Source organism: Dyella terrae, from assembly GCF_022394535.1.
Lineage (GTDB): Bacteria > Pseudomonadota > Gammaproteobacteria > Xanthomonadales > Rhodanobacteraceae > Dyella.
The window spans coordinates 2,632,079-2,652,894 of record NZ_CP089414.1; the positions used below are offsets into that span (position 1 = coordinate 2,632,079).

General features: G+C 58.6%; 17 protein-coding genes and 1 pseudogene. 6 read left to right on the forward strand and 12 right to left on the reverse strand.

Features of this window, described 5'->3' with window-relative positions; translation table 11 throughout:
• Positions 1-31 precede the first annotated feature (31 nt).
• Both DYST_RS11390 and DYST_RS11395 read right to left on the reverse strand, forming a co-directional pair.
• Positions 32-823, reverse strand: a complete 792-nt coding sequence (locus tag DYST_RS11390; RefSeq protein WP_239951962.1) for an N-acetylmuramidase domain-containing protein — start codon at positions 821-823, stop codon at positions 32-34.
• Positions 824-898: 75 nt separating this feature from the next.
• A complete protein-coding gene (locus tag DYST_RS11395; protein ID WP_239951964.1) occupies positions 899-2,074 on the reverse strand; it encodes a hypothetical protein in 1,176 nt (391 codons plus the stop codon).
• 592 nt (positions 2,075-2,666) lie between these two features.
• On the opposite strand from DYST_RS11395, the gene DYST_RS11400 reads away from it, so the two are divergent.
• A complete protein-coding gene (locus DYST_RS11400) occupies positions 2,667-3,938 on the forward strand; it encodes a peptidoglycan-binding domain-containing protein (RefSeq protein WP_239951965.1) in 1,272 nt (423 codons plus the stop codon).
• 18 nt (positions 3,939-3,956) lie between these two features.
• Positions 3,957-4,526, forward strand: coding sequence for a DUF4303 domain-containing protein (locus tag DYST_RS11405; RefSeq protein WP_239951967.1), 570 nt, complete (start codon positions 3,957-3,959; stop codon positions 4,524-4,526).
• A gap of 20 nt (positions 4,527-4,546) precedes the next feature.
• On the opposite strand, the gene DYST_RS11410 is transcribed toward DYST_RS11405, so the two are convergent.
• The 3 genes from DYST_RS11410 to DYST_RS11420 form a co-directional block, all read right to left on the reverse strand.
• On the reverse strand, positions 4,547-4,867 hold the full coding sequence (locus DYST_RS11410; RefSeq protein ID WP_239951969.1) for a hypothetical protein: 321 nt from the start codon (positions 4,865-4,867) through the stop codon (positions 4,547-4,549).
• Between the two features lie 31 nt (positions 4,868-4,898).
• On the reverse strand, positions 4,899-6,140 hold the full coding sequence (locus tag DYST_RS11415) for a molybdopterin-dependent oxidoreductase (protein WP_239951970.1): 1,242 nt from the start codon (positions 6,138-6,140) through the stop codon (positions 4,899-4,901).
• Between the two features lie 168 nt (positions 6,141-6,308).
• Complete coding sequence (locus DYST_RS11420) at positions 6,309-7,046, reverse strand: polysaccharide lyase family 7 protein (RefSeq protein WP_239951973.1); 738 nt, start codon at positions 7,044-7,046, stop codon at positions 6,309-6,311.
• Between the two features lie 211 nt (positions 7,047-7,257).
• Here DYST_RS11420 and DYST_RS11425 point away from each other — a divergent pair, with 211 nt between their 5' ends.
• Entirely contained in the window at positions 7,258-8,220 is a 963-nt protein-coding gene (locus tag DYST_RS11425) for an alpha/beta hydrolase family protein (RefSeq protein ID WP_239951975.1), read from the forward strand.
• A 121-nt stretch (positions 8,221-8,341) separates the two neighbouring features.
• Here DYST_RS11425 and DYST_RS11430 read toward each other — a convergent pair whose 3' ends face one another.
• The 3 genes from DYST_RS11430 to DYST_RS11440 all read right to left on the reverse strand — a co-directional run bounded on the left by DYST_RS11430 (position 8,342) and on the right by DYST_RS11440 (position 11,095).
• Positions 8,342-9,172 carry an SGNH/GDSL hydrolase family protein gene (locus DYST_RS11430; protein WP_239951977.1) on the reverse strand — a complete coding sequence of 277 codons (831 nt, stop codon included), beginning with the start codon at positions 9,170-9,172 and terminating at the stop codon, positions 8,342-8,344.
• A gap of 191 nt (positions 9,173-9,363) precedes the next feature.
• Positions 9,364-9,768: a hypothetical protein gene (locus DYST_RS11435; protein WP_239951979.1), complete on the reverse strand. Its 405-nt coding sequence runs from the start codon at positions 9,766-9,768 to the stop codon at positions 9,364-9,366.
• A gap of 199 nt (positions 9,769-9,967) precedes the next feature.
• On the reverse strand, positions 9,968-11,095 hold the full coding sequence (locus tag DYST_RS11440; RefSeq protein WP_239951980.1) for an acyltransferase family protein: 1,128 nt from the start codon (positions 11,093-11,095) through the stop codon (positions 9,968-9,970).
• A 403-nt stretch (positions 11,096-11,498) separates the two neighbouring features.
• Between DYST_RS11440 and DYST_RS11445 the strand changes: the two genes are divergently transcribed.
• A complete protein-coding gene (locus tag DYST_RS11445; RefSeq protein ID WP_239951982.1) occupies positions 11,499-11,729 on the forward strand; it encodes a hypothetical protein in 231 nt (76 codons plus the stop codon).
• Positions 11,726-12,223 (forward strand): hypothetical protein, encoded by a 498-nt coding sequence (locus DYST_RS11450; protein WP_239951984.1) that lies wholly within the window; start codon positions 11,726-11,728, stop codon positions 12,221-12,223. The genes DYST_RS11445 and DYST_RS11450 overlap by 4 nt, the downstream gene beginning before the upstream one ends.
• Before the next feature lie 74 nt (positions 12,224-12,297).
• On the opposite strand, the gene DYST_RS11455 is transcribed toward DYST_RS11450, so the two are convergent.
• Together DYST_RS11455 and DYST_RS11460 are read right to left on the reverse strand one after the other, a co-directional pair.
• The gene (locus tag DYST_RS11455) at positions 12,298-12,987 is read right to left on the reverse strand and encodes a CDGSH iron-sulfur domain-containing protein (protein ID WP_239951986.1); all 690 of its coding nucleotides are present in this window, start codon (positions 12,985-12,987) and stop codon (positions 12,298-12,300) included.
• 170 nt (positions 12,988-13,157) lie between these two features.
• A pseudogene (locus DYST_RS11460) lies at positions 13,158-13,394 on the reverse strand (integrase core domain-containing protein); the annotation flags it as partial.
• 251 nt (positions 13,395-13,645) lie between these two features.
• Here DYST_RS11460 and DYST_RS11465 point away from each other — a divergent pair.
• Positions 13,646-15,670 (forward strand): site-specific recombinase, encoded by a 2,025-nt coding sequence (locus DYST_RS11465; protein WP_239951988.1) that lies wholly within the window; start codon positions 13,646-13,648, stop codon positions 15,668-15,670.
• A gap of 94 nt (positions 15,671-15,764) precedes the next feature.
• On the opposite strand, the gene DYST_RS11470 is transcribed toward DYST_RS11465, so the two are convergent.
• Both DYST_RS11470 and DYST_RS11475 read right to left on the reverse strand, forming a co-directional pair.
• Positions 15,765-17,219: a carbohydrate-binding protein gene (locus DYST_RS11470; RefSeq protein WP_239951990.1), complete on the reverse strand. Its 1,455-nt coding sequence runs from the start codon at positions 17,217-17,219 to the stop codon at positions 15,765-15,767.
• 517 nt (positions 17,220-17,736) lie between these two features.
• Entirely contained in the window at positions 17,737-20,559 is a 2,823-nt protein-coding gene (locus DYST_RS11475) for a TonB-dependent receptor plug domain-containing protein (protein WP_233202308.1), read from the reverse strand.
• Positions 20,560-20,816: the final 257 nt, after the last annotated feature.

Sequence of the window (20,816 nt, forward strand, 5' to 3'; positions counted from 1 at the left end):
CTCGATGTGCAAAATCGAGGTATCGCCAGACTCAAGCGGATATATAGGGCTTGACCAGCATTTGGAACGTGTGATCGTCCAGCGCATCGGTCACTGGTATTTGATGACTGGCCTGATACCGATGCCAAGCCCCCACCGTCGTTTTCCCCCATAGCCCATCCATCTGCCCTGGATCAAAGCCCTCGTACCACAGACAGCACTGCGCCGTGCGAACGCGAAGGTCTGGGAGTTTGTCCTTCAGTAAGTCAAATTGCCGCTTTACCTTTCGGTCGTACTGATTGGAGGCAAAGCCGGGACCGTTATAGATCTTGGCAAATTTCACCCAGTCCTCTTTCGCGAGCGCTTTGGCCGCACCACTCTCCACCATCTCACCGGCCATCGCTGACGCCTGGCCATCCTCCGCATTGACCATCGACAGAACAAAGCTGGTTACGTCGGCAAAACCGGCCTCCTGATAGTTTCGTCCAAGTGTCTGGCCGATTCCCCATGAACAACTTTGCAGAGCCTTGTCCTGATCGAGCGCGCACGCTTTTGCCAGAAACAGATACTGATCATTAAACGACCCATGATCCTGGTGATAAACCGCCGAGCTGATGTCGGCATTCGTTTCGTCATAGGCGTGATCAGTTAGATTGCTGAAGCAGCGGGGCTCATAGAGAATCTGAGGACGCCTGTCGCGCAGATAACCGCAGTTGGGAAAGTCCGTCTCCACAAAGATGACTGCCCACAAATGTTGGGCACTCACCCCCGCTCGGTCGCAAGCAGCATCGAGCCCAACTAGCGTCAATGGTGTTCCTTTGCCGATCAAGGGCACGATATACATGGCATACCTCCTGGGCTGCAACACAGCAATGCGAAGACAATGCGCTCGCCACGCCGCTGCCCTGCAGCATGGGTCTCACTTATCGGTCAGCTTCCCCACTCCCACAAACTTCGTCGCGGGCGGAGGGGGCACGCTAGCTGGATTCTTCATGAGCTGGTCAACGAAGTTGACCCCTGCACGGGTTTGCTCGCCATTCGCTGAAAACTCGATGGGAACACTCCCCGTGCCGATCGTGTTCGATCCCTCATTGGTAACAAGCGCATCAGCATCAACTTGCGCGGCAAGGCTTCCCTTTCCACTTGAGCTAAATAGCGCCTTGATGACACACCCAGCCGGGGACGGCAGCGGGGCGCCGGTTTCATAGGTGATGCCGTTGCCCGTACCGTGCAACTTCGTCACATCACACGTTGACTGAGATATATCCACTGTCCCCAACTTCACGCCGGCCGTTGATTTGAATGGAATCAAGAGATCCTTGCTCAGGGTGGCACTCTTTCCACTCGCATTTATCAGCGCGACCGTGAGGATTGCATTCGTGCCAGGCGGAACCGCCGTCTTTCCACCAAAATCGGCCGTCACTGAAATACCTGTATTGGCTCCAGAAGGAGCATTCGACGTGTTCGTACTAATGGCCTGCGATATCACGTACTCCGCCGACGCCATGCTGCACAGAGAGTGGATCGACTCAATCTTTGCTACTTCGACAGGAAGTATGATTTTGTCATTGGTCATGGTCGACAGGCCATCCATATACTGCTGGACAGCCACAGCGTAAGAAGTGGTCATCGCCTTGCCGAAGTTCGCCATCGTTGCGTCCGCGAAATAACCGGACAGGTAAGCGTTCTTCGTTCCTGAAGCCACCGTAGCGGACGCGGTCAAGCCATGAACCGTCGTGATGGGCTTTGCCACCGTAGCAAGCGCCGAGAACAGCGTACTGAAGGTGTCCCCTATGAAGTGCGCATCACCTTGCGCTGCATCGACTTTGTTGGCGAAATCGCGGCATTTCAACACCGAGTCGAGCAGAACGGCACCCAGGTAATTCTTCTTCCCTCCCATATCATCGGTCGTGGGGAGAGGTACGCCACCTGGGGGCGCCTTCCCCCCCGCAAGCGTGATGGGATTAACCAGCGCCTGATTGATCGGCGCGGCGGAGATAATGGAAGGATCTTTATTGCTTCTAAAGTAGGAACATCCGGAGAGACCGGAGATCGCGATCAGCAAAAGCACGCTCCACCAGAGAAAGGCTTTCATTTCCGCTCCTTGAGCAAAAATTTCAGACGCCTCTACGCCACCTGTTTGCACAGACAGCACTGACAACGCGGCTACAGCACCCCATTCCATGTCCGTCGTCGAGAAACGGGAAAATCGTTTCGACGGAACACTGGCGGCAAAGGCTACTCCCCGATTCTTGCCGCTTCAATCTGTTACATATCAGATACATATCCCACGCCCTCCGACCATGCCTGATCGCGCCAAGCGCCATCAAGGCTCCGCGAAAGCGAGTGGTCTAATCGAGGCGGCCTTGTTCGCAACACGTCCACTTCGTGACGAGGGACGCAAGAAAGCACCCGAACGGGTGCGCCCGACAGGACGAACTCGCTCAACCTACAGGTGGCATCAGAAAAATCCTACATGTTCAGCAGGAGCCCGGGCTTATGGTGCACACCGGGCGGCCCAAGGCTGTCCCGCGCCGACAACCGCTGTCTTGTCGTGCGCGTACCGTGCTGCTCTGGATCACGGAAGGAATCGTACCGAGGCGGCAAGTCGTTCAAGGAAGTACGAACGGACCGCAACCAGGGCGTGCTTTAACGCTCTCGCGCCGTCGCCAGTCAGGGAGACAAACATGGATGTGATGTCGAGATGCAAGATCATTCGCCTGGTCGCTACGCAGGGAAAATTGCGGGTGTACGAAATGGACGATGGCACCTGGTTGATGGTCTGGAACGGTACGGTGGCATGGCGCAACAACAATCCCGGCAGACTCAAGTTCGCGTTCGCAGGCAGCGCCGATGATCTGCACAGCCATGTAACGCGCACGAGGGAAGAAGCACTCGGCGACGCGCAACGGCGATACCAGGGTTTGATCGATCTTGACCCATGGGGCAATGCCGTCTTCGAGAGCTACGACGCCGGCCGCGAAGCCCAGAAGAAGTTGTTGCGAGAAGGCGTGAAAGACGACACCGTCGAGCAACTGGTCTTGCGCTACTCCGCCCACGATTACAGCGGAAGTACACACCACATCAACCAGGTGGCCATCATTCACGCCACCGCCGCCGCAAGGGGCTCGGACCTGCACGGCAAGATGGTCAAGGACATGACCCCGCTGGAGATCAACGCGCTCGCCGACGGACTGGCGAAGGCCGAATCCTGGAAGGTCGGCGCAGTCGAAATGACTCAACCGCTCAGCGACGAACAGCTGCGCTCTATCCTGGCCCAACACGCTACGCCATCCCCGTACGGCTACGCGCAGCGCCACCACGATACCTGGCGCGAGGGCGATCATGGCCCCGGCGTGGCACAGCTTCAGCAGGATCTGGTCACGCTCGGTGTCAACGCCAAAGATGGGCGTCCGCTCGTGCCCGATCAGCACTTTGGCCCGCGAACGCACGAAGCCGTGGAAGCCTTCCAGCGCTCGCATGGATTGCACGCCGACGGCGTGGCCAGCTCGGCCACCATCAGCGCACTGGCGCACGCGAGAGCGCTTGCCCTGGCCGATGCGCCCAGCCTGCTTGACGCGCGACATCCCGCGCATCACATGTTCAAGCAAGCCTATCAATGCGTGGCGCGCATCGACGGGAGCCAGGGCCGCACGCCGAGCGCACACACGCAGATGTTCGCCGGTAGCCTCACTTCAGCCGCCCTGGGGGTAGGCATGAGCCAGATCGACCACGTTGTTTTGTCGGAGGACACCAGCCTGGGCATCGCCGTGCAGGGGCCGCTCGAATCGCCGTTCAAGCACTACGCGAGCGTGAACGCGATGGAGGCAGCCCAGACGCCGCTCGACGTGAGCAGCCGGCAGGCGGCTGCGCATATGGAGCTCGCTCAGCTCACCCACGCCAAGAACGCGGACGTCTCCCCATCACAGCCCGCCGCCTCATCCGACGCGCCACGCTAAAGTTCAAGGAAAACCGACATGCTTCCGAAAGCTGCCATGAAAGACTTCGACTTTGACCGACTGCATCGGGACATCGTTGCTGCTGCCCGGCAGGCCTTTACCGACGTACTGACCCAGCGCCCCGTCGATGACCTATGCGCCTTTGCCATCTACAGCGACTCGGGTGCCATGACAGTCTGCCCCGCCATGTGCACTACAGGGTTTCTCGCTGAGAAAGCGCGCGACGCACCGGACGAATACCTGTTCTACAAATACTCCCCGTCTGAATGGCCTCTCGAAGGCGCAGGCGCGGAAGAGGCGTTCGGCCGAATCTGCCGCATGCTCCGAGAGCATCTTTTTCATGACATCGACGACAGCGAACAGGCCTTTCATGCGTTTCAGCAACGCTTGATGGAGACCTGCGTGCAGGCACAAGCGGAGCTGCGCGAATCACTCTTCGCGAAACGTGCGGACGACTTTCTTCTGCTAGTCACCATTTCCGACGACGACGAACCCGCACAGGCACTTCAGTCCAGGGTTAAACGTCTGAACAACGCACGGATCGCCGATGAGTTCGACGCGTGGGCACATACCTGGAGCAACGCCTGAGTCGCCTCATGCGTCATCGTTCATTTGCCCTGCTGATCGGCGTTGACTTTGGTGAGGTAGGCGCTTAACACCGCCACCTCGCTGTCCTCGATCGGCGCGCCGTAGGCCGTCCGCATTTTGTTGATCTCCGCCGTCCATTCCGTTTGCGTCAGCGCAGGCTGCTTCAACACCATGCCGGCCGAATGGCAGATAAGGCACTTGCCGGCAATATCCGAACCAAGACCCGGTGGAAACGAAGATTGGCTCGCTGGCAAATCCACCGATACCGAATGAATCGCGATAGGTGCGGGATGCGCCGATTGCGCGCAGGCCAGGTGCATCCATCCCAAAGCCAACGCCATCGATAGAGCAAAGGCATGTCTGATGTTCATATCAGCCGACCTGGACCTTGACTGATTCGATAACGTTGCGCATGAAGCCGCCCGGATTCCAATTGGCCTCTGCGGGTTGCTCGACGCCGTTGGTATTCACCGCCTTCACCATCAAAGTGTTTTCACCCTTGGCGCTAGGCGTGTACTTGGCGTGCCAGCGACGGAAACTGTACTTGCCATGGTCTTGTTCCAGCGTGGATTCCTCCCAGTGCGCGCCACCGTCAGCAGACCACAGCACCTTCGCGATCCCCGCGTCCCCACCGAAAGCGATGCCGCGCACCTGCGTCGCATGACCGGCAAGTACCTTGTCACCATCGCGCAGATTGGTGATGAACGATCGCGGCACCATGCGATTGATCGGCACGCTCTTGTAGCCCGTCTGGCCGGGCACGACAGCCGCATGCGGCGTGTCGGGAATCAGATACGCCTTGGCCATCCAGAAATTCGTATCCGGCTTGTCCAACACCTCGATATCGCTGAGCATCTTCACCCAATAGGTGGAGTACCAGCCGGGCACAATCAGGCGCAGCGGGAATCCATTGAGTAGCGGCAACTGCTCATCGTTCATGCCCCACGCCACCATGACTTCGCCATCCCTCGCGTGGTCGATGTCCAGCGACTTCAGGAAAGCCGGCGTGGCCGGCAACACGCCGCTATCGAGGCCTTTGAAGCGCACCTGCACTGCATCGGCATTCACGCCTGCCTTGTCCAGGATGTCCTTCAGACGCACTCCCGTCCAACGCGCGCAACCCATCGCACCGTTGGCCCACTGCCCGCCAGCTATACGCGGATGGAACAAGCCACGCGAATTACCCGAGCACTGATTGACGGCCGCGATCTCCACCGTTTCGAACTCGCTCATCAATTGCTTGAGGCTCAGCGTGAGTGGCTTGGCCACCTGGCCATGCACATTCAGGCGGAAGCTCTCTGCATCGATCTGCGTGGGTATGTAGGCCAGATGCCAGCGCACGAAGAAACGGTTGTTCGGTGTGAATACGCCCTGGTCGAACACATCGAACGGCGTTTCGAGCATCGGCGGCCGCGTCCGCAACAGCAGCATCTCACCCTTCTGTGGAAAGGCGCGAGTCAGCTCGCGCTGCCCATTGGCGAACGGTAGCTGCGCCGTCGGCGCATCAGCCGCTAACGCTTTGGCGCCACCGAATGCACCGATTGAACCCAGCCACCCGGCCGCGCGCAGGAAACGGCGGCGGGAGGGATCGTTGGCGTTCCACTTCTGATTCATCGCGACTCCCTCTTGCAGTGATTCCGCCCTCCGTGTCACGAAGAAAGCGACAAGCGCGGCTGGCACATATGCTCGATGACATATCCGCCGCCACCCGTCCAAGAGGCGTGAAACGCGCTACCCAATGAAGCCTACGGGGACATTCGGGAGCGCGCCGCCGACTACTTGCTACTGACTGGAAAGAGCAAAGAACTTCACGATACCGGCCGACCCCGATGCCGAATTGTCCTGCAGATAGTTACCTGCCTTGAAGTAAACCGTGCCGCTATCCCAGCTCTGATCGTACGTGAACGAACGCGTCGCGCCATTGACGGTCACCGTCACCACGCGGTCGGACTGGGCGATCCGGTAGTCGATGCGATCGCCCAGCGCCAACCCGTGCGCTAGCGTAAAGCGCTGCTCTGTGCTGCCGGGGCTCGCCTTGACCCCCACCACGATGTCGCCCTTCGACCAGCGGATCTTGAGCGCCTCCGAGCCTTTACCGTCACCGTGAATCTGCCCCACGATAATGCCGCCACTGCTTGGTTGCTGTGTAACGGCCAGCGAGGCGCTCAGGGTGTGCTGGCCGGAGAATGTCCACTCTCGCGTGTCGCGTAATTCGGAGCGCGGGTAATGCGACCCTCGCGTGCTTGCGCCGTTGTCCGGGCAGTTGAACACCATCGCTTGGGCGTCGGCGTCGTAATAGAAATACGCGCTGGAGAAATCACGCAGCGTGGGCTGCTTCACTTCCTCCACACTGTCTCCGCGAGCGACAGGGGTCTGCAACTTGAAGGTCGACAGGTCAACGTGCTGGCCAGGTGCGCCTGATGAAGACACGCCCTCGGCGAGCACTGCGTTTGACAACGCCAACAAGCCAGTCATGGCGACGGCACCTACCCAGCGACCCAACTGCTTCTTGCCTTGCATCGAGCTGACTCCTTGCATCGGTGATCGCGTGATTGCCTGATCGATCAGCAACGCCTGGGTCGCAACGGTGGATGACCGGGCTGTTGGATGGCATTCATGCAGATGTGGGTGAGGCGGAGGGCGCCGGGTTGACTTCAATATTCATCCAGGGGGAATCTGTCAGGTGCCTCACCGACCGATGGACCACAGACAACCACAGCATGGAGATGCTATGAACAAGTCGCTTTTTATCATGACACTGGCCCTGGGCCTTGCCGCATGTTCCAGCCAGAATGGCAGCGAGCTTAGCGCCGCTCACCAAAACGAGCCCTTCGCGGATCAGCACAAGCAATTCCACACGCACATCGTGCGTTCGGTATCGGAAGAAGGACAGGTGCCGACACCGCCGAAGGACAGTGGGTTTACGCTGATTACCTACCCGTCACAGGGCAAGACCCTGCCCGCTTACATTTCTGCAGATCCCGGCGACGGAAAGAAGCACCCGGCCATCATCTGGGTGGTGGGTGGATGGAGCAACGCCATCGACCTGGATAATCTTGTCCATGGTGATTGGGACAACGACCAATCCGCCCTTGCCTTCGCCGATCACGGCATTGTCACCCTGTTCCCCACCTTCCGTGGCGGTAGTAGCGGCACCGGTGCCAAAGAGGCGAAGTACGGCGAGATGGATGACGTCATCGCCGCCTATGACTATCTCGCCAGCCAGCCTTACGTGGATACAAACCGCATCTACCTGGGCGGCCACAGCACGGGCGGCACGCTGGTGATGCTGACGGCGGAGGCGATGGACAAATTCCGTGCTGTGTTCGCGTTCGGCGCCACTGATCGCTTCGAAAAGCACAACGCCACGCAGTTCGTTTTCGATACGAATGACAAGCGGGAATTTAACCTGCGCTCACCCATTCTCTGGCTGAGTGACATCAAGAACCCTACGTTTGTGTTTGAGGGCGACCAGAGCGACAAGGCGCAGTCACTGGAAGCCATGAAAAGCACCACCAAGAATGGCCAGGTGCATTTCTATCTCGTCAACCACGCCGATCACTTCAGCACACTGGCGCCGTTGACAGAAATGCTGGCGAAAAAGGTGGTCGAGGATACCGGCCCGCAATCGAACATCCAGATCACGGATGCCGATGTACAGGCAGCGATGGCGCAGCCGCCGATTCAGCGCTAATGGCTTTGTTCGAACAGGAATCAGGGCGTGATGCCCTGGTTCCTTTCGCACCACTTAGAGCACTAAAGAGCCAGATTGCTTACTCGCGAAGAGAAGCAATCTGACGCTTTGTACGCGCTCTTCAGCGTTGCACGGCGAGCTCCTCATACAACTTGTCGCCCACCAGCTTGTTGACCCAGCTCGATGGATGACTGCTGTAGTAATAGAAATATTTTCTAGGATCGGAGCATGGCGGTGCTTTCTTCTCGCCCAGTGGCTCACTGAAGGCGCAAGGATCTTTGGCATTGACGATGCCGTATGCCTCGGGGTGACTGACGATCTCGTCGAAGTAACTGCCCCACTGGCTGAAGCGCAAATCGATACCCAGCTTCTGGCGCAACGCAGGCACCAGCTTTTCGTAGGCGGGGTTCAACCGCTTCGCTGCGTCGGAGAAATCAGACATCTGGGTGGGTAGCCGTGCCAACACGATATGGCGTGCGCCTACTGACTTCAGTATCTCGATCTGCCGGGTGATATGGGCCACGGAAACATCCAACGGCGTCTTGTCGTCGTTGAGGCCGCCAGCGATGAAGAACAGCGTCTTGTCCGGGTCAAAGGTGATCGACTTGTCACGCACGCGCGCGGCGAAGTCCTGCACCTGATTAATCATGCCCACTTCCAGCATCAGGCCGTTGGTTTTCACGCCTGGATTAAGGCCCGTATCCGCACCCGCCACTGCGAAATCGATGCTTTCGCTATTGGCGTTCTTATCCTTGGAATGCGTGAACGGCAGGTTCATCCGTTGCGCCATGTACGCCACGGAGGTGGGGCCATTACCGGCCAGGTAGCCGGCCCCCATGTCGGAGTAGCTGTCACCAAAGACATAGAGGCGATTGAACTCCGCGCTGGCCATCGCACGTGGAGCCACGACCACTGCACACAGGACAACAAGAAAGCCAAGGACTAGCCGCATGGGATGCTCCGCATGACAAGACCGAACCGGGCAAAGAAAGCCACCGCCCTTGGAGAGGTCGGGTGGCCTGGCAGGTGCTCATGGTGGAGTGAATGACGCCGGGTGCGCACGTGCCGGAAGCTTGGGGTACCCGTGCCGGAGCTCATCGATACCCACCAGGCATACCGCACAGCTATCTCGCCATGCAGGCGCTACGCAGAGGTATCCGCATCCTTGGGCAGGTTGGCGTGGATCCAGCCCGTGATGAAGGCATCCAGCGGCATTCGTTCCGGCACGTCTATAGCGGCCTCACGCACATAGACCGCCGCCGCCTTGATCAGCGACTGCCGCGCAATACTTGACGCCTGCCGCGCCGCCGCCTGCTTCTGGCGCAATTGCACAATATGCGCCGAGGGCTTTCCCGGCTTAGCGTACTTTTGATAGCGACGCAGCTCATCCGCTGCCAGCGTGGTATCCGAGGCAGCCTGCAGCGTGGCCCTGTAGGCCTTCAGCAAGGGAATCAGGGCGGCGGCTTTCGCATCCACCGCGCCCGACTCGCCCGATGTCTCCAGCGCATCAAGAAGCCCGGCGTACGGGAAGGGTGTGGTCGTGGTCATGGGGAGGAAGCCTGAAGCGTGGCCGCTCAGCATAGGCGCGAGCGACAGGTATACGCCAGCCAAAAGCGAGTTCGCGGCACCAGCCAACGGCGCCCACTTCTTCTGCAATGCCTGAAAATGACTTGGCGAAAAATCCACCGGGAGCTGGGCTAGGTGCTCCCTTCGCACGCTGGCCAGCCCTAGCCATGCTCGTCTTCCGTTAAGCCTTGCTCTCGCGAGTTTTCTGCACAGGCCGGCGTGCATGTCGGCCTGCCATGGAGGTCAGCCACGTGTAGACCTTGCGCGGCAGCGACTTGAGACGGAGCACCGGTTTCTCGATCACGTGCCAGGAGAAGACAGACATGGTCAACGCCAGCGGCCACGCGATAAACGCATTGACCAAGCTCGAGGCCCCTGGCACCCAATGAGCCGCGACCTGCTGCATGGGGAAACCCCACAAGTACAGGCCATATGAGTAATCGCCGAAGCGGTTATAGCCGTACCACCGCGTGTTGTACGCGAAGGCAAAGACAAAGCTCATCAAGGCAAGCGCCAGCGCAAAGGGGTAGAGCACGCTGCCATGCGCCAACCATGCGAGCAGCGCCGTAACCGCCGCAACCGGCCAGCCGACATACACCCATGATCGATTGACGAAACAGAACGCGCCAAAAGCGAAGTAACCCGCGGGCTGCACGAAGTCGGCGAGCGGCACCAACGGAATCGAACCCGGCCTGACGATACCCCAGACAACCAAGGCAACGATAAGCACATTGGCCAGATACTTGCGCCCGAGAATGCCAGTAACCCCGACGATCCCCACCCACAAATACATCCGCACTTCCGCCGGCAACGTCCAGATGGACCCATTGACCGCACCGTGCACCTGCTGGTCAGTGAAAACACCGGGAAGGTAGTAAGCCAGGTACTTGCCAAGCTCAATATTCTTGGTGACGTAGTACAGCACCTTATGGTCACGGAGATAGTCCGCGAGCGGCAGGCTAGTGAAGAGGGGGCCAAGCACATACGCCGAGCCCATCAGGCAGAACAGATACGCCGGGTAGATCCGCAAAAGGCGGGCCCAGAGAAAACTGGGCAGATGCTGGCGGCGCAGATAGCTGCCGGCAATCATGAAGCCGCTGATGACAAAGAAGGCATTGACCGCCAGCGCGCCCGAGTACGAGCCCCAGCCCAGCCACAAGAACAGGTCCATCTTGCTGGAGTCGCCGCTGATCGGCGCGCCATGGCCATAAATCACCAGGCTCGCCGCGAGCAGGCGGAGCAGAAGAAAATTATCTTGCGCCTGGGCAGACGCCTCACCTAGCGTCCGCACACGAAAAAAACCCTTCACGGCCACGACTTCCCTATCCATCAAACGCAAGTTATTTCATGAAAGCGCATGATTTTGCCGTGTTTCGTAAGTAATAGACAGTGCAGGCCCGGCCGGGCATCTCATCAGGCCGCCGCCGGAGCGCCGCCCACATTGCGAATGGCTGGCGCTCACCAATAGGCCACCCCGCCAGGCCTTGGCGGATCACTTCTGCCATTCACATTTCCGCGCCGCCAAAGAGGCAGCCTTGGCGGCACGGTCAGCGTGCTTCAGCACATCAAGGGGCTGGCACGACAACGACGTGACCATGCTCATCGGAAGGTGAAGCAGCTCTAGCTCGTGTGTGCGTCAGAAAGCACACGATCCTTCGCGATGGAAGAAAGCGCCGCAGCCCCTTAGTGTTGCCGGGAACAAGGGGAAAGCTATGGACTCGGCGACACTCACCTTTGCCGCGCTGAACGCGCGCATCGATCAACTGCCTAATCACGAAAGCCTATCCACGGCGCCGACCAAACGTCAGCGTTGGGGCTACGTCGTTCGATTTGGCTCGGGCTTTACCGGCCTGCTGGCGATCAAGCCGCAGCTCGACGCCAAACCGGCAACGGTCTTTGCCATAGCAGCCGGGCATCAACCCACAGAGAAGAAGAACGCGTGATCACCTGGATCCTTCGACGCGTGGAACCAAAGTATTTCGTCATCGCGATCTTGTGCCTCGTGTTCGGCGCCCTGGCCACATACAGCGGCACGCGAGAGATGCCTACAACAGGCGACCTTCAATCCATCTCAGGTGTCGTCGATGAAATTTTTTCACGCTGCAGCAGAGGTAACAGCTGTACTCACTTCATCGCGTTGAACACGGGTGATGTCAAATACACGGTGAGCCTCTTCTACTGCCGTGGCGCAGAAACAACATTGCGTCCTGGCGATCACCTGCGTGTCGGCTTCCACCAGGCGGGATGGAGCCGTCTTAGCGGGAGCGCCTATTTTATTGACCGACGCGGCTACCTCGTGTGCAGCTATGACGAAGCTAGCGCCGTGCATGAGCAATCCGAGATCGGCAACTTTCGCATCGGCGTGCTCGCACTAGCTATTGGCGCGATCGCCTTGATCTGGGCTTTCGTCGCTGGTGCGGCGAAAGGTTACAAGTAGGGAGAGGAGGAACGACATACCTCCTCTCTTAGAAGAACTCCACCTACTCCGTCGCGTCGGAAGCAACCCGGTTATCAATCCCTGAAATGAACTGCGGCATGCGTGCCATCGCAGAAGGGCTTGTTCTTAGACTGCCCGCATCGGCAGAGCGTGACCCGGTTACGCACTTCGTACTTGAATCCATCGGCCGAGACAACGGGAATGCCCCCGCGCAACCACAGCGGGCCGCTGCACTTTTCCACTGGGTCTTCGATAAGGCCAATGGAAACCGGCAACGCGGTTTCGACGGACTCCCCGGTTGCGCTGTCCCAAGCCACCAAACGCCCCGACGGACACTGGTTGACCTGGCGGATAAAGTTGGCGCGCACTCGCGGATCGTCCGTCGAAGCCACCTGACTCCAGACCTGTCCATGCGGGTCGCAGAAGCGAGCAAACGCGCAAAGGCTTTCTGCGTCCGTGAGCGCATGCAACGGACCGTTCATCACCTTCGCCTGATCGAGATACGACTGCCGGCTCGCGCGCTCCGTCCCATCAAAGCCGACTTTCTGGTGCGAACCATCGCAGAACGGCTTCGACTGCGACGCACCACACCGACACAGTGCGTACGTGGCGGCGTGATCGATCGGCGGGCCTTCCTTCCAGGCTTCCGAACCACCCTCGGCATCGGCAACGATGGTTTGCTTCGCGAGCGCGATATCGCCTACCACCAGATACGGACCATTCTTGGAAACGGTTACCTGGATGTTCGCCTTCACCCGTGCCATGCCACTTCCACTCTCGCCATGGGACTGCGCTGATTCTTGACCATGAACTTCTACCCGGGATCGTGACGTGAAAATGAGCAAAAAAGCATAGCAGCTACACCAACCTAACTATCTAAGCTCGTTCTCAAAGCGCGTTCGTTCCCCGCTTTTAGCAGTCGTCAAAAGTGGAGCTAAGCGACCAAGGCCAATGTCTGCATCGGCGTGATGCCACTGAGTGCCATGTACTGGCGCGCGTGGTTGTAAGTCCACGGCCAACGAGTGGCCATGTCCTGCACCTGTTCAATCGAGCCGAACCGGGTTCGTGCAAGCCATGCCTAGTGCATTGTCCGGTGGTAGCGATCGACGTAGGCGTTCCGCTGCGGCTTGCCCGTCTGGATGTGGTCGACTCGGATACCGCGCGGTGCAGCGATCAGTGAGGAGCGCACTCTTGCTCCGGTCCTTCCACCGCGCGCGTTTCGACTACACAAAAAGTCCTGAATCGCCGCTGCTGATGCGGCGGCATTCCCAACACACTGGCGCCCAAACGGGGCCGGCGGATCTTCCGGCCCCGCTGAACAGCATGGCGGCTCAACCAGCACGTTTTGTTCCAACGGGAACAGCAACGTAGCCGACGTGGCTCGTCGCATGCGCCCGGATACGATGGAGAAGGAGAGTTGTTGTGGAAGATACGCTTCGCAAGCTGGGCAAGGCCGATGCCGATCCTGTGGTGGTGCTTACACAGTTGGTCGAATGCATCCGCCCCAGGCGGGCGGGTAATCTCAATGTGGCCCGGCAATCGATGTTCGCGCTGTGTTTTCTGCTGGAACAAAACACAGAATTCAGAGCTAACCTGCGCGGGGCGGTCTGTCTTCTGCTGACCGAGCGAAAACCGCTATCGCTCTATACGGAGGCGGGCATCTTCTCCGGCAACGATGTCTTTTCCGAAACGTTGCGTCGCCTGTCTCGCAGCTTCCTTCTGCCTGATGCCGTCGATCTTCACTATCTTCGTGACGTAGTTGCCGTGCTGTTCCACAAGGCCAGCGATCATGTCTGGGTCGAAGGCGTTGAAACAGCGTCGTGGGTCAAGTTGCTGGAAGCATTGCGCTTCGATGAGCTGGAAAGTCCCGGCGATACGTTTCACGTCATGCAGATCGGCGAGGCGTTACGCGTACTGTCGTACCGCATTGCATCCATCGGCCTGGAACCAGAGGTGCTTCGACTGGATACGTCGCTGGAGAGGTCCGCCTCACCGTTCATGGCGCAAAATGTGGAAACGCTGGCCTACGTGGATCAGTTTGAACGTTGGCAGGCAGGTGATAACGAGGCCGCCCCGGATGCTCGCCATCTACTGGTGCTGCTCGACCAGTGCCATAGCGTGGCGGACCGTATTCGTGCCCGGGCGGCACGTGATGGAACCAGCCTGTCCCTGACACTGCAGCTTCAGCGACTTCGGCAAAACCGGTTGCGCGTGGAGGCGCTGGTCGACCTTCTACAGTCGATGCGGGCCGACAGCACGAACACTTGTATGCTTGAACGCGCTGCACAACTCGCTTCCAACTTGATCAGCCAGGAATGCCGCAGGAACGACCTGCGTGCGTACATGCAGCAGAACGTGCAGATCCTGGCGCTGCGCGTCACCGAGAATGCCGGCCATACGGGTGAACATTACATTACGGCGAGCCGCAAAGATTATTTTGCGCTGTTGCGGTCGGCGCTGGGAGCTGGTTTCGTCATCGCTTTCATGGCTTCCTTCAAGATCATCTTCAGCAAGCAGCATTGGACGCCCTTGAATGATGCGATCGCCATCTCGCTCAACTATGGCTTCGGCTTTGTCCTCATTCATATGCTGGGCTTCAGCGTGGCGACGAAGCAGCCGGCCATGACGGCCAACGCAATCGCCGCGTCGATTGATGTGAGCAGCGGAAGCACCAGCGACCTTGAGAAGCTGACCACGCTCATCGCACGAACCATCCGCAGTCAAACGGCCGCGATTCTTGGCAACGTGGTGTTGGCGGTACCAACGGCCATGCTGATCAGCTGGGCGATCATGCGCGTTACCGGGGCACCGTTCGTGGGTAAGGAGAAAGCGATGCACATGCTTGGGGATCTAAACCTGTTCTCCGGCGCCGTCATCTATGCCGCCATTACGGGCGTATGCCTGTTCCTATCTGGGCAAATCGCGGGCTGGTACGACAACCTGTGCGCCTACAACCGCATTCCGGAGCGCATCCTTCAGTTGAAGTGGCCGAGAGCGGTCTTCAGCGAAAGACAGATTCAGCGATGCGCAAACTACGTTCGCTATAACCTGGGAGCGCTAGCCGGCAATTTCTACTTTGGCTGCATGTTGGGCGGCATCTGGGGTATCGGCGTGCTGCTCGATATTCCGCTGGACATTCGTCACGTTGCATTCGCGTCAGCGAATATTGGGTACGCCGCCTCGGCATTGAACTTCTCCATTGCCCCACATGTGCTCTGGTCAGCCATCGCTGGCATTGCCGCTATCGGCATAACCAATCTCGTGGTCAGTTTTACCCTGGCGCTGTGGGTGGCTTTGCGGGCACGGCACGTGTCCCTTCCAAAGCGCGGGCAACTGCGTCGCAGCCTGCTGCTTCGTTTTCGCCGGCATACGCGAGAATTCTTCCTGCCCCCGCGTCGCACAGAGAATGCAGCGGGGATCGAACTGGATAGTGCGGGAACGACCTGATACTCCTCCGTGCTTTCATGGTAGAGGTGCGTCCGGCAGGGCGCATAAAAAAAGCGCCGACCTTTCGGCCGGCGCCTATAGATTCGCTTAGCGCTTACAACTGCGAATTAGTCGTCGCGTTGAACTGTGTGCCCAGATTGGTCTCCAGGTCACCGATCGCATATTCCAAGACTCTGAAGGTCGCTGCACGATCCGTCGCGTTGCCCAGATCCAACGTCGCCGAGCTGGCTACGCCGGCCTGCGTCAATGCCTGATTGAACGCGGTACTCGCCTGCGTGGCGGAGATGTAGGTCCCCACGCCCGAGCTGTTGACGTAGTCCATCGTCTGGAACACGTTGGAGAAGATGCCTTCCAACGTAGCCACGCTGAAGGCCACGTGGTTGTCAGGTGTGGCAAACGTTGTCGCGCTGGTGGTGGGGATCGGGTTGTTGTACAGCTGATCCAGGTAATAGCGAACTTGATAGGGATACTGCTGATAGGTGTCCTGCACGCCCCATACCGAACTATAGGAGTTGACCGATGCCACGGTCGCCGCTGTAGCGGTTGCGCCCAGGCTGCTGTAACTGCCTACCAAGCCACCGTAGTAGCCCTGGTTGTACGCCACGTTCAACAACACATCGAGAAAGTTGTTGGGCAGCGTTTTGAAGTTTGTCAGCGCGTTGTTGTATGCCGGTTGCCACGGCGTTACCCAACCACCGGGTCCCGTGCCGGTGACGATCAGGGACACGAAATCGTTGTAATGGAAGTACGCCGTCAACATCGGCCCGTAGTACTTGTTGTTGAACGATGGCGGCGTCGGCTTGCTGTACTGCGTGGCGGCCGTCGCCATGGTATAGCCGATGTTCTTCTGGATCGCGGCGTAGTTGATCAGCGAGTGCCCTGCCGGGGTATAGGACCCGGACACCATGTCGGCGGCGTAGTTGTTGATCTGATAGGGGCCACCTTGCCCTGCCCCCATGACCGCCGCCTGATTGGGCGAGGGATCAATAAGCGTACTGGTGTCGACGTAGTATTCGGTCGCGATGTTTTCCTGCAGCAACTGCCCAAAGATCGATCCGTACAAGTAGTCCTTGTCGAACTGGATGCCTGGGTCGTATTCCTGCACTAGGTGACCGTACATCACGCCCGCGATGACATTGGACAGGATGAGGTCGGTGTAATTGCCACTCGTCAGGGCGATCTGGTCTTGGGCGGTGCCACTACCCAACAGCAAGTGGAAGCCGATGGTATCTGGCGTGATCACGGGCGGTGGTGGCGGTGGGGGTGTTGTAGAGCCACCGCATGAACTCTGTACCGTCCAGGGCTGCCCACTGCCCGATCCCCCGCTATTCGTGGCTGGATCGTTGCCCTGGGTCCACCAGTTGGCCTGGTAGTTGATGCCATTTTCACTGGCGACATCCCCCGTGTTGTAAACCGTCGCCGCGCTCCACGCAGCGGCGCAGGTGGTGCTCGCATGAGCCGCTTGCAGAGGCATAACGGCAAGCGACGCTATGGTCAGCACAACTTTCGTCACGGCGCTCAAGGAGCTCAGCGTCAGAACAGGATGCATTGTGGATTTCTTCACGCGCATGGATTGCCTCCAAGGTTTGAATGGAACCGAGTAAGGAGAGCTGCATCGTCGATTTCGTGACTGCGTCCGAACCACCTGGAGAGCGCAGTCGCGGTGCATATCCCCATGCGCCACTGCAGGGTCTCGAGGTAAGGCGAGTATTTAGGCGCAATGACAACGTTGTCTATAATGTCCACTTGATAACGTGAACTGGTTAGCGTTGGCCATCGGTGGCCATGGCGACTATGAGACGTGAAGCTGTCCTCCCATGGCAAAGGACAGGCGCGAAACCCGTGAATAGCGCGCAGCGTCATCGCCGGCCTGTCGTTGCCGGCGCGCTTGGAGAAGTAAAAGGGGAAACGCTGCCTGTGCAGCAGGCGTTGCTTCATGCGCGTTGACGCGCAGGTCATCTTTGTCCTGCCTGCGAAGGTTGCGTGCCGCGCGCCATTCCGCGCGGCACGCAAACCTTCAGGCAGAGGAAGCTGGGGTCAGGGACCCGTTCTTGCGGCTTCCGGGATCAATCAAACTTCTGGGTATAACGCAGATAGACAAAACGTCCGTAGTCATAGGACGGATTGTAGGCGTACATCGAATCGGTGTTGTTGCTACTGCCGACTTCAAAGCCACCGTAGAAGTAGGGCCCCACGCGGTTGAAGACGTTGTTTGCGCCCAGCGCAATGGTGGCATTCCACGGCGCCTTCCAATAGATCTGCACGTCGTGGAACGTGATCGATGGAATCTGCGTGATGGGCGTAATACCCACACCGGGCAGGTAGTAGTTAGGCATGGTGCACGGGAAAGCGGAATCCTGCGCGTTGTAGCAGGGCTCCTTCAACGGCGAGTAGTACCGCATGGTCCACTGCGCGCCGAAGTCTTGATACTCCCAGCCCATGGTGAAGTTGGAGCGCAGGCGCCAGTAAGAGCTGAAGCCGGTGTTGTGGCTCACCGGCACACCGGCATATTGCTCAGTGTTGTCATGCGAGTAGTAGGTGGATTTGGAGTCGAGCGTGAACTGGCCAAAGGAGAACTTTGGCAACTTGTAGGAAAGATCGACATCGTAACCGGCGACATCCAGATAGCCTTGGTTCTCTTCGCCGGAGAACAGGCTACTCACCTGGTAGTTATCCGCCGCCGTACGTTGGAATTGGGCGCAGTCGGAAGCAATAGCCAGCTCATAGCAATTGTTGAGCACTTCGTTGGGGCTGATGCCGGAAATGATGTTACGCACGATGTATCTGAAATGATCGACCGTGACGTTCAAGCCCGTGAGATAGCTAGGACTGTAGACAAGGCCGATCTCCGAACTCTTGGATTTTTCCGGCTTGAGATTGGGATTGCCGCCCTGGGTGAACGGTGCGTAGACCGGTGCGCCACCCGGCGAGGTGACGGGCACTTGAGGTGCCGCCTCTTGCATGAAGCCATTGGGGAACTCGTTACCCAGACCGGCCGCGTTCAACGCCGTCTGATTCAATGCGGGTTGTCCGCCGACACCATTGGCGCAGTTCTTGGCTACGGTAGCGTTGTAGCGGGCGAGGCCGTAGGTCACGTCGCAGGGATCGTTGTAGCCCGGATACGTCGTCGAAACACCGCCGAACAGGTCGCCGACCGTAGGCGCGCGAAAGCCCGTGCCATAGCTGCCGCGGACCATGAGGTCATCAATGGGTTTCCAGGTCAGCTTGTACTGGCTGTTGAACGTGCTGCCGAAATTGTTGTACCGCGAATAGCGGCCCGCGATATCGAGGTTCAACGACTGCGCCAGCAGCATGTCCTTGAGGATGGGTATGTTTATTTCGGCCCACGTCTCATTCACGCTGTAGCCGCCCTCCGTAGGCGCGCCGGCAAGGTTGGTGGTATAGCCTTCAGAGGATGGTACATCTGGCGTGTCGTAGCCGGACACGGAACGGTGCGAAGCACCTACCGCAAAGGTCAGGTCACCGGCAGGCAGTTCATAGATGTTACCGCTCAAGTCGACCTGCGGCCCTTTTTCCGAACTGCCGTAATGCTCGTAACCGTTAACAGCGATGTAGTTCAACATCGACTGCGTGTAACCACCCGGCCCCGCCAGAGCATTCAGCGGCACGCAGCCTGCGATGACACTGCCTGGCGTTCCGCACTGCACGGTGCCATTGGACCCCATGAACGACGGGCCCAGCGCGTTCTGAAGATTGGGGAGAGAGAAATTACCGGTTTCGGTAATGGTGCCTTCGTAGCGGGTGTTGTAGTAGTAGGCATCCCAGTTGAACGAATGGTCGCCGATACCAAAGTAGCCCTCTAGCCCAAGGCTAAAACGGAAGTTTTCGACCTTGTTGATGGATAGGCGCGACAACTCACCGACGTAGCGCTGGAAAGCCACATCAGTCGGCGTCTGCCCCGGTGCATTGGTGGGGTTGTAGTAGCTCTGCCCCGACAACATCAGGTTGTCGTACTGCGGTTGCTGGATCGAGAACAGGCCGCTGGTGGAAAGCGGAAAGCCTGCCAACTGATCCGTATTGCCCTGCTCGTTGTAACTCGCGGTAAACGTCGCCGTGAGGTTCTGCAAGATGTCGTAATGCCCCTGCACAAACAGGTTCTTCATGTTTGTGGCACTGAGCAAAGTGTTCGGGGGATTGAGGTTGTAGGTATCGCCCGGATTGGTCACGACGCCATTGGCAGCGTAAGTCGGCAGTTGCTGGAAATGGTAGTCGTTGATGTTTCGTGGATCACCACCGGCATTGAGTATGTTGAGATTGCCGTTGCTGTCGTAGAACTGCCCATAAGGACCGAGGTAAGCGAGTCCGTTCAACGGAAATTTGTCAGTTAGCGGGTACTCGCTATAGGGGCGCCTACCTGCACCGATGGAATCCTGGTCCTGGTATTGCGCTGAAAACATAATCGACCCGCGCGAATAGCTTTTGCCAAAGGTGACACCGTACTGCCCTTGTTTGCCATCGCCGCCAGGAATGTACTGGCCGTTGTAGGTGTCGAGTTCGGCGCCGTTGAAATCCTTTTTGGTGATGATGTTCACCACGCCCGCGATCGCGTCCGAACCATAGGTCGCAGATGCGCCGTCCGCCAGCACGTCGATGTGATCGATGATGGAGGTGGGAATGGTGTCAAGGTTGGTGAAGCCATCGAAGGATGTGCCCAGACGCTTGCCGTCAAGCAGCACCAGTGTGCGTTGAGCGCCAAGATTGCGCAGGTCGACGTACGTGCCACCTACGTCTGGACCGGCTTCATCCGGGTCGGACTTACTGATGTCGGGTGTAGACGCGGACGTAAGGTTCGCCAGGAATTGGCCGACGGTCGCAAAGCCCTGTCGCTGAATATCTTGCGCGGTGATGGTAACGACGGGTTGCGCCATTTCCGTATCCACGCCGCGGATCAGCGAGCCAGTGACCTGTACGGCTTTCAGCGTTTGCGCTTTCTGCGGGTTCGCTGGCGTCGCTGCCTGACTTTGATTTTGAGCAGCAGGCGTTACGGCTTGTTGTGATGTATCGCTTTGCTGTTGCGGAGTTGGCGTAGGCGTAGACGCCCCACCGCTGGGTGCTGCCGTTTGTGCACGAACAGAATCAGGTAAACCCAGCGTCCCTGCAAGAACGCTGCAGATCAAAACTGACA

Excerpts from the sequence above, each read along its gene's own strand:
- DYST_RS11445 (WP_239951982.1), top strand. The coding sequence starts at position 11,499 with ATGGACTCGGCGACACTCACCTTTGCCGCGCTGAACGCGCGCATCGAT.
- DYST_RS11455 (WP_239951986.1), bottom strand. The coding sequence starts at position 12,987 with ATGGCACGGGTGAAGGCGAACATCCAGGTAACCGTTTCCAAGAATGGT.
- DYST_RS11435 (WP_239951979.1), bottom strand. The coding sequence starts at position 9,768 with ATGACCACGACCACACCCTTCCCGTACGCCGGGCTTCTTGATGCGCTG.
- DYST_RS11430 (WP_239951977.1), bottom strand. The coding sequence starts at position 9,172 with ATGCGGCTAGTCCTTGGCTTTCTTGTTGTCCTGTGTGCAGTGGTCGTG.
- DYST_RS11390 (WP_239951962.1), bottom strand. The coding sequence starts at position 823 with ATGTATATCGTGCCCTTGATCGGCAAAGGAACACCATTGACGCTAGTT.
- DYST_RS11475 (WP_233202308.1), bottom strand. The coding sequence starts at position 20,559 with ATGGCGCAACCCGTCGTTACCATCACCGCGCAAGATATTCAGCGACAG.
- DYST_RS11395 (WP_239951964.1), bottom strand. The coding sequence starts at position 2,074 with ATGAAAGCCTTTCTCTGGTGGAGCGTGCTTTTGCTGATCGCGATCTCC.
- DYST_RS11420 (WP_239951973.1), bottom strand. The coding sequence starts at position 7,046 with ATGCAAGGCAAGAAGCAGTTGGGTCGCTGGGTAGGTGCCGTCGCCATG.
- DYST_RS11415 (WP_239951970.1), bottom strand. The coding sequence starts at position 6,140 with ATGAATCAGAAGTGGAACGCCAACGATCCCTCCCGCCGCCGTTTCCTG.
- DYST_RS11470 (WP_239951990.1), bottom strand. The coding sequence starts at position 17,219 with ATGCATCCTGTTCTGACGCTGAGCTCCTTGAGCGCCGTGACGAAAGTT.
- DYST_RS11410 (WP_239951969.1), bottom strand. The coding sequence starts at position 4,867 with ATGGCGTTGGCTTTGGGATGGATGCACCTGGCCTGCGCGCAATCGGCG.
- DYST_RS11405 (WP_239951967.1), top strand. The coding sequence starts at position 3,957 with ATGCTTCCGAAAGCTGCCATGAAAGACTTCGACTTTGACCGACTGCAT.
- DYST_RS11400 (WP_239951965.1), top strand. The coding sequence starts at position 2,667 with ATGGATGTGATGTCGAGATGCAAGATCATTCGCCTGGTCGCTACGCAG.
- DYST_RS11425 (WP_239951975.1), top strand. The coding sequence starts at position 7,258 with ATGAACAAGTCGCTTTTTATCATGACACTGGCCCTGGGCCTTGCCGCA.